Consider the following 8,418-nt stretch of genomic DNA (forward strand, 5'->3'; position numbering starts at 1 on the left):
CACCGCGGCCGCGCGGCGCGCAGTGGTCGGCGCTCGCCGTCAGCGCCGCCGGCACGGTGGTCGGCTTCCCGCTGTTCCTCGGCCTCGCGCTGCGCGAGGTCGACGCGATGCACGCGGCGGTGATCACCGGCGTGCTGCCGCTGGGCACCGCGATTGCGGCGGCGGTGTTCTTCCGGCAGCGCCCGTCGATCGGGTTCTGGGCCTGTGCCGCGGTCGGCTGCGCGCTGGTGCTGGCGTTCGCGGTCCAGTCCGGCGGTGGCCTGCAATGGGCCGACGGCGTGCTGCTGCTGGCGGTGGTCAGCGGGTCGATCGGCTACGTGGCCGGCGCCCACCTGTCGCGGCAACTGCAGGCCGAGCACGTGATCTGCTGGGTGCTGGTGATCAGCATGCCGTTCACGCTGCCGCTGATGGCCTGGACCTGGCCGGCGCAGCCGGTGCACGGCGGCGCCTGGGTCGGCTTCGGCTATGTCACGCTGTTCTCGATGTGGCTCGGCTTCTTCGCGTGGTACCGCGGGCTCGCGCTTGGCGGTACGCTGCGCGTCAGCCAGGTGCAGCTGGTGCAGCCCTTCCTGACGCTGTTGTTCGCGGTGCCGGTGCTCGGCGAGCACTTGTCCGCGACGACCGTGCTGTTCTCGCTCGCGGTGATCGCCACCGTGTTCATCGGGCGCAAGATGCCGACACACTCGGCTTCGACCGGCCCGTCTCCCGTCCCCCCTTCCGCCACGTCCTCAAGGAACTCCGCATGACCTCGCGCACCCCCTGGCAGCTCGCGCAGCGCGCCCACCGCATGAACCCGTCGATCATCCGCGAGATCCTGAAGGTGACCGAGCAGCCCGGCATCATCTCGCTGGCCGGCGGGCTGCCGTCGCCCGACGGCTTCCCGGTCGAGGCGATGCGCGAGGCCACCACCCGCGTGCTGCGCGACACCCCGCGCGAGGCGCTGCAGTACGCCTCCAGCGAAGGCCTGCCGGCGCTGCGCGAGTGGGTCGCCGCGATGCTGCGCGGCCACGGCCAGCAGGTCGACGCGACGCAGGTGCTGATCACCACCGRCTCGCAACAGGGGCTCGACCTGGTCGGCAAGGTGCTGGTCGACCCGGGCAGCCGCGTCGCCGTCGAATCGCCGACCTACCTCGGCGCGCTGCAGGCGTTCGCGCCCTACGAGCCGGTCTTCACGGCCGTCGATTGCGATGACGACGGCCCGCTGCCCGAGGCGCTGCACACGGCCGAAGGCGCGCGCTTCCTGTACCTGCTGCCGAACTTCCAGAACCCGAGCGGCCGCTGCATGAGCGAGGCGCGCCGGGCCGCGGTCGTCGCGCGGGCGCAGGCGCTGAACCTGCCGCTGGTCGAGGACAACCCGTACGGCGACCTGTGGTTCGACACCCCGCCGCCGCCGCCGCTGGCCGCGCGCTGGCCCGACGGCACGGTCTACCTCGGCTCGTTCTCGAAGGTGCTGGCCCCGGGCCTGCGCCTGGGCTACGTGGTGGCGCCCGCGCCGCTGGTGCCGAAGCTGCTGCAGGCCAAGCAGGCCGCCGACCTGCACACGCCGGGCTTCAACCAGCGCATCGTGCACGAGGTGATCCGCGACGGCTTCCTCGACACCCACGTGCCGACCATCCGTGCGCGCTACAAGGCGCAGCGCGATGCGATGCGCGCCGCGCTCGAGGCCCACATGCCCGCCGGCTGCCGCTGGACGGTGCCGAGCGGCGGCATGTTCTTCTGGGTCGAGCTGCCGGCCGGCACCGATGCGATCGCGCTGCTGCCGAAGGCCGTCGCCAAGGGCGTGGCCTTCGTGCCGGGCGCGGCCTTCTTCGCCGAGCACGCGCAGGCGAACACGATGCGGCTGTCGTTCGTCACCGTGTCGCCCGAGCAGATCGAGCGCGGCATCCGCGCGCTGGCCGAGGCGCTGAAGGAGGCGGCATGACGCGCTTCGCATTCGCGCAGGTCGACGTCTTCACCGATGTCGCGCTGAAGGGCAATCCGCTCGCCGTCGTGCACGGCGCCGATGCGCTGGACGACGCGCAGATGCAGGCCTTCGCGCGCTGGACCAACCTGTCGGAGACGACCTTCCTGCTGCAACCGACCGACCCGCTGGCCGACTACCGGGTGCGCATCTTCACGCCGGGCGGCGAGCTGCCGTTCGCCGGTCACCCGACGCTCGGCAGCTGCCACGCCTGGCTCGAGGCCGGCGGCGTGCCGCAGACGCCCGGTGCGGTCGTGCAGCAGTGCGGCGTCGGCCGGGTCGACATCCGGCTCGACGGCGAGCGCGCGGCCTTTGCGGCGCCGCCGCTGCGCCGCGAGCCGATCGCCGAGGCCGAATTGCTGCCGGTGCTGGCTGCACTCGGCCTGCGCCGCGAGCAGGTGCTGCAGGCGCAATGGCTCGACAACGRCCCGCGCTGGCTGGGCCTGCTGCTCGATGCCGCCGGCACGGTGCTCGCGCTGGAGCCGGACCATGCGGCGCTGAAGTCGCTGGCCAAGGTCGGCGTGATCGGGCCGCATGCGGCCGGCGGGCCGTGCCAGTTCGAGGTGCGCGGCTTCGCCGCCCCGATCGGCATCCCGGAAGACCCGGTCACCGGCAGCCTGAACGCGAGCCTCGCGCAGTGGCTGATCGGAGCCGGCGTCGCACCGGCCCGCTATGTCGCTGCACAAGGCACCCGGCTCGGCCGCGCCGGGCGGGTGCACATCGCGCAGGTCGACGGCCAGGTGTGGGTCGGCGGGCACAGCGTCAGCTGCATCCGCGGCGAGCTGGCGCTCTGAGGAGACCTCTCAGGCGCGGCGCCAGCGCCATGCCTGCCGGATGGCCTGCCAGGCCACGGCGCGCGACGGATCGTGCGCATGCATCAGCGCGCCGTAGCGGCGCCAGATGACGAACAGCGAAGAACCGAGGAAGGTCAGCAGTACCGTCGTCAGCACGATGATCGCGCGCGCCGGTTTCGATTTCCGATCCGGCGGCTGCGCGACGTCCACCTGCTGCAGCGCCGGACCTTCCTTCGCCTCGTCCAGTTTGGCGATCTCGAACTGCCGGAGCATGCTCTCGAGCAAGGTCTCCTGGAACTTCACCTCGCGCCGGGCGCGGATGTAGTCGACCGCCGCACCCGGCAGCTTGCCGACCGGGATGTCGATGCTGCCGCTCGGTGGGCCTGTCGGCGCCGACTCCATGCGCGCGAGTTCGGCCCGCAGGCCGGCCAGTTCGGAGTTCAGGCGCTGCACCTCCGGGTTCTCGGAGGTCGCGCCGGTTCGCATCACGCGCAAGCGCACTTCGCGTTCGGCGATCTGCGCCTTCAGCTGGGCGACGCCGGCGATGATGGCCTCGGCCTGCTTGTCCAGCACGACCATCCCCGACTTCTCCTGCACCGAGCGCAACGATTGCTCGGCCTGGACGAGGTTCTCCTTCGTGTCCTTCAGCTGCTGCTCGAAGAACACCCGCCGCTGCTGCGCTTCGGACACCGCGAGGCGGCCGAGCAGCTTGGTCACTTCGGCTGCATGCGCGTTGGCCAGGTCGGCAGCGAACTGCGCCTCCTTGTCGTCGACTTCCACCGTCAGCACGCCGGACTTCTTGTCCGAACTGATCCGGATGTTGGCGGCCATCGCCTTGCGCAGGCCGTCGTAGGTCTTGGCTTCGTAGCGCTGCATCAGGTTGAAGCGGCTCGCCAGCGCGCGCTGGACGCTGTCGCTCTTGAGCAGGCTCACGTAGAGCTCGTCGGGGGTCTTCGCGGCGAGGCCTCCGGCCAGGCCGCCCAGCGAGCCGAGGGCTGCCAGGGCGGCGGCCGAGCCGCTCTGCTGCTGCGAGCCCGGTGCCAGCAACGTGGTCCGGGCGGTGTAGATGTTGGTCATCAGCAGCGACGCGACGATGGCGCCCACGGCAGCGGCCGCGGTCGCGCCGGCGACCCAGCGCTTGCCGTCGCCGAGCCACACCAGCAGGTCCATCAGGCCGATCGAAGGCCCGTCGTCCTCCGGCTCGTCGAGGGTGGGGGAAAGAACCTCGGGGTTGTCGATGGCGCTCATCGCTCAGTCTCCCCGCAGCGTCTTGATGGCCGCCGCACCGAGGCCGAACTGGTAGAAGATCTGCGAGAAGTCCTTCAGGTTGCGCATCGCGGCCCGGCCCCAGCTTTCGTAGTCGAGCTGGTTCGGCACCACCACCGCATCGCCCGGCTGCAGCGCCTGCGACTCCAGGCTGCCGAACCAGCCGCGGCGTTCGTTCGCATGGCTGACGGTGCCGTCGGCACGCAGCACGAACATGTTGGACGGCTCGGCAGCCTCGTCCAGGCCGGCCAGCTTCACGTAGTCGCCCACCGTGCGGTTGGGCTTCCACAGGAAAGCGTTGTTGTTGACGACGGCGCCGGCCACCGTGACGAAGCCGGGTCGGCTGGGCACCACGATGCGATCGGCGTTCTCGAGCGGCACGTCCGGCAACTGGCTCACCGAGTTCGTGTCGGGCGTGAGTTCGAGCGCGACGCGGCCATTCGGCTGCACGCGGCTGAGGCGGGCCATCTGCGCCTGCGTCGCCGCCGAGCTGATCGCCGTTGCGCCGGCCTGCTCGTCGCGCCGGTTGGCCGCCTCGCGCGCGGCCTGCTGCGCCGACAGCACTTCCAGGCGCGCGATGGCGGCCTGCAGGTTCTCGCGCTGGCGCTTGCGGGTCTCCTCGCGGCTGAATTCCAGGCCGTACACGTAGGCCTGCGGCGTGAAGCCGCCGGCCCGCGTGATCAGCTGGCCCAGGGTTTCGCCGGGCAGCAGCTGGTACACGCCGGGTGCGCCGACCTCGCCCTCCACCGAGACCAGCCGGGTCTGCTTGGCCACCGGCACGCGGATGTCCTTCTGGCTGTAGACGGTGACGACATCGCCGGCCTTCAGCTCGACGTTGTTGTCCGTGTCGCCCTGCAGCACGGCCTTGCCGAGGTTGAACGGAATCACCTGCGTGCTCAGGTCCTTGTCGCTGAGCCGTTCGATGACGGCGTAGTCCCAGTTCAGCTCGTCGAACAGCGTGGCCGGCGTGCGCTTCGATTCGGCGGCCGCGAGGCGGTCCATGCGGCGGCGCGCGCGATCGCCTTCGGTGAGCGGGAAGCGATTCGGATCGCGCGCGGCATTGGGATCGTTGGCGGCCGTGACGACCGGCAGCGTGTCCGTGCCGGTGCCCGTGCCACCGTTCGTGTCGGCGGCATTGCCCGTCGCACCGGGGCGAGGGATGCCGACGGCATTGACCGCGCTGCGGGCCGATCGCTGCTGGGCCTCTTCGAGCAGCAGGTCATCGTCATCGGGGAGGACCTGCACCAGCAGGTTCTTGCGCCGGTAGAAATCCGGCGAGATCAGCGCTTCCTTGTCCGGGATCAGGTCGCGGATGCGCATGCCCGGCGTGAACGCATAGCGCAGCGGCTGCGCCACGTGGCCCTTCAGCGTGACCGCGTTCGCGAACTTCGGCGAGATCGTCAGCAGCGTCACGATGTCGCCGTCGCGCAGCGGCCGCTGCAAGCCGGTGGTGTCGAGCTTGAAGTCCTCGACGTAGCGCGCGGCCGATCCCTGCGCCGCGTCGATGCGCTCGAGCTGCACGCGGTTCGGGTTGGTCAGCACCGGTGAGCCGCCTGCATAGCGCAGCAGCTCGCTGACAGGCTCCTGCGTGCCCTTCAGTTCGTAGATGGCGGCGTTGTCGAGGGCACCGCTCAGCGCGACGCGCGGCCCGACCGGCAGGAACACCAGCACGTCGCCGGCCAGCAGTTGCAGGTCCTTGGACTTGTCGCCCTGCACCAGGAAATCGTAGATGTCGAGTTCGGACACCAGCTGGTTGTCGCGGCGCAGCTGCACGCGGCGCATCGAACCGTTCGGGCCCGGGCCGCCGGCGGCCACCACTGCCGACAGCATCGTGGCCTGGCTCGGCACCGTGTAGACGCCCGGCAGGCGGGCCGGACCGACGACGAACACCTTCAGGCCGCGCAGCTTGCCCAGCGACACGCTGAGGTTGAAGTTGCGGTAGAGCCGGCCGATCTGCGCACGCAGCTGGCCCTCGAGCTCCGAGGCCTTGATGCCCGAGACCGTGAAGCTGCCGACCTTCGGCAGGTTCAGCTGGCCGTTGCGGTCGACGGTGCTGCGGTAGTCGACGTCGATCGAGCCCCAGGCCCGCACCAGCACCTCGTCGCCGGGACCGACGGTGTAGTCCGCCGCGACCGGGACGTTGTCGACCGGTTGCGACGCGCGCGAGGCCTCGGCGAAGAAGTTGCTGCCGAAGGGCTGCAGCTGGCGACCGGTGGCGGCCTCGACGAACTTCTGGAACTCGCTCGGCTTCGGCGGCGGCAGGTTGCGCAGCCGGGCCGCGGCATCGTCTTCGTCGCGCGCTGCGCGCTGTCCTGGCTGCCCGGCCGCCGGGACATTGCGCAGCGCATTGCCGGTCGCGGGGGCGCTGGCGGCGGCTGCATAGGCCGGGGTGGTGAACGAGCCGCCGGGCGGCAGTTCGTCGGCGGCCACGGCCAGCCCGGCATGCAGCGGAAGCAGGAGGACGAGGACGCGCGCGGCGCGGGAACGAGGCGCAGTCATTCGGGGCACAGTCATTCGAAGCAGGCTCGTGAAGGCAACCCCGAATGGTAGCGGATGGCCTCCCGCGCCCGCCGGCCGCACGGCCGCGCACTCACTCCTTGCGGTACGTGTCGTGGCAGCCCTTGCAGGCCTGGCCGACGGTGCCGGCCGCCGCCTTCAGCGTGTCGACGTTGCCGGACTTGGCCGCGACGTTCAGCTTCTCCATCGCGTCCTGCATCTTCGTCGCGGCGGCCTTGAACTTGTCCTGCTCGGTCCAGATCTCCGGCTTGGCCCGGGTCTCGCCCTTGTCGGTGCCGTCGATGAAGCCGGCGAACGGCAGCTTGGACACCATCGTCGCGATCTCGGCGTTCTCGGCCGCCGCCTTGGCGTCGAACGGGATGCGCCCGTTGGCCATCGCGGCCACGCGGCCGAAGTGCGCCGCCATCACGGTGAAGGCGCCCTTGCGGTACTTGACGGCGTCTTCGGGCTTGGCGAACTGGGCGGCCGCGGGAAACGCGGCGGCGAGGCCGGCCACGGTGGCGAGGACGAGGATCGATCGATTCATGCGGGATCTCCTGGCTGGGGCTGGGGTGGGGGGCAGGGCAGTGTACGCAGCAGCACGGCATTCCATTCCCGGCGCGCTCGACGCGCACCTTGACGCGTCAGGCAGGCGCGCCGAACATCCCCGCCATACCAACACCAGGGAGCACACGATGACCGAGCGCATCCGCATGCGTTATTCGGTGGCGTTGCAGGGATTCAGCGATTTCGAGCGCGAGGGCGTGCAGTCGTTCCTGCGCCTTGCCGAGCAGCGCGCACCGGCCTACGAGCGCGCAGCCGACCTGGCCGAAGCCGATTTCGTGATCGCCGACGCCGACCAGCCGGCCGCGGTCGCCGCGGTGAGCGCGGCCGGGCGGCTGGCCGACACGGTCTTCGTCGGTGCCCGGGCGCCCACCGGCGCGGCAGCGCACCTGCCGCGCCCGATCGAGCCGACCCGCATCGTGCGCGAACTCGACCTGCTGCTCGAACACCGCCTCGCGTTGCTCGACGAACCGCCGCAGGCCGACTGGGTCGCCTCCGACGTCGCCGCATTCGATGAAGCCGCGGTCGCCGGCGGACGCGTCGCGAAGGACGTGCTGGTCGTCGACGACAGCCGCATCGCGCTCAAGTTCCTGCAGGTGCGGCTGATGCGCCTGGGCTACCGGGTGCACCTGGCGCGCAACAGCACGCAGGCCCTCGACCGCATGACGACGCACAGCTTCGCGCTGGCCTTCATCGACATCGCGCTCGGCGCGGACAGCCCGATGGACGGCCTGCAGCTGTGCCAGTTCATGAAGCAGACCGCCCGCCAGTCGGCCGGCGGGCCGCGCATCGTGCTGATCACCGGGCAGGCCGCGGCGTCCGAACGGGTGCGCACCTCGCTGGCCGGCAGCGACGCCTACCTGGCCAAGCCGCTGATGGACCCCGAGTTCCTGCAGACGCTGCGCGAGCTCGATCCCGATTTCGTCACCCCCGCCGCAGGGTGATCGACCCGCTCCATTTGAGAATCATTCGCATCTGGAGTAGCATCGATCCATTGCCACTGTCGAGGAAGCGTCGCATGGACCTGCTCGTCGAAGAACACCACATGCCCGGCGTCGAGGCGATGCTGGCGGGAACGCTCGCGCTGATGACCGGCTACAGCCAGTACCTGCAGGCGGCCAGCGACCCGGCGCACCGGGCGGGGATGGGCGAGAAGATCGCGCACAACCTCGCGCTGCTGGCCGGGCACCCGCAGTTGTCGGGCGATTGCCGCTGCGTGCTGTGGCACCTGCATGAACGCTGGGCCGTGATGGCCGGTTGCACGCGAGATGCCGGCGCGGCCTGCCACGCGCCGCAATCGTCGGCAGGCGTGGCGGCCGAGGTGTTCAGCATGCCGGG

General features: G+C 70.9%; 8 protein-coding genes. 5 read left to right on the forward strand and 3 right to left on the reverse strand.

Annotated elements, in window-relative coordinates; translation table 11 throughout:
• The 3 genes from AC1D01_RS12715 to AC1D01_RS12725 form a co-directional block, all read left to right on the forward strand.
• Positions 1-746, forward strand: a 746-nt coding sequence (locus AC1D01_RS12715) for a DMT family transporter (protein ID WP_477866683.1), incomplete at its 5' end; no start/stop codon positions are given.
• Positions 743-1,921, forward strand: coding sequence for an aminotransferase-like domain-containing protein (locus AC1D01_RS12720; RefSeq protein ID WP_477866685.1), 1,179 nt, complete (start codon positions 743-745; stop codon positions 1,919-1,921). The genes AC1D01_RS12715 and AC1D01_RS12720, both read left to right, overlap by 4 nt.
• Complete coding sequence (locus AC1D01_RS12725) at positions 1,918-2,754, forward strand: PhzF family phenazine biosynthesis protein (protein WP_477866687.1); 837 nt, start codon at positions 1,918-1,920, stop codon at positions 2,752-2,754. Before AC1D01_RS12720 ends, AC1D01_RS12725 begins: the two co-directional genes overlap by 4 nt.
• A gap of 9 nt (positions 2,755-2,763) precedes the next feature.
• Here AC1D01_RS12725 and AC1D01_RS12730 read toward each other — a convergent pair whose 3' ends face one another.
• From AC1D01_RS12730 to AC1D01_RS12740, 3 genes are all read right to left on the reverse strand, one after another.
• Positions 2,764-4,002 (reverse strand): Wzz/FepE/Etk N-terminal domain-containing protein, encoded by a 1,239-nt coding sequence (locus tag AC1D01_RS12730; protein ID WP_477866689.1) that lies wholly within the window; start codon positions 4,000-4,002, stop codon positions 2,764-2,766.
• Positions 4,003-4,005: 3 nt separating this feature from the next.
• Complete coding sequence (locus tag AC1D01_RS12735) at positions 4,006-6,519, reverse strand: polysaccharide biosynthesis/export family protein (RefSeq protein WP_477866691.1); 2,514 nt, start codon at positions 6,517-6,519, stop codon at positions 4,006-4,008.
• 91 nt (positions 6,520-6,610) lie between these two features.
• Positions 6,611-7,063 (reverse strand): c-type cytochrome, encoded by a 453-nt coding sequence (locus AC1D01_RS12740; protein WP_465111405.1) that lies wholly within the window; start codon positions 7,061-7,063, stop codon positions 6,611-6,613.
• A gap of 148 nt (positions 7,064-7,211) precedes the next feature.
• On the opposite strand from AC1D01_RS12740, the gene AC1D01_RS12745 reads away from it, so the two are divergent.
• Both AC1D01_RS12745 and AC1D01_RS12750 read left to right on the forward strand, forming a co-directional pair.
• Complete coding sequence (locus tag AC1D01_RS12745; RefSeq protein ID WP_477866693.1) at positions 7,212-8,024, forward strand: response regulator; 813 nt, start codon at positions 7,212-7,214, stop codon at positions 8,022-8,024.
• 74 nt (positions 8,025-8,098) lie between these two features.
• Positions 8,099-8,418: hypothetical protein (locus AC1D01_RS12750; RefSeq protein ID WP_477866695.1), on the forward strand; the 320-nt coding region annotated here is incomplete at its 3' end.

The sequence above is a fragment of the Rhizobacter sp. P3_B12 genome (assembly GCF_056402895.1).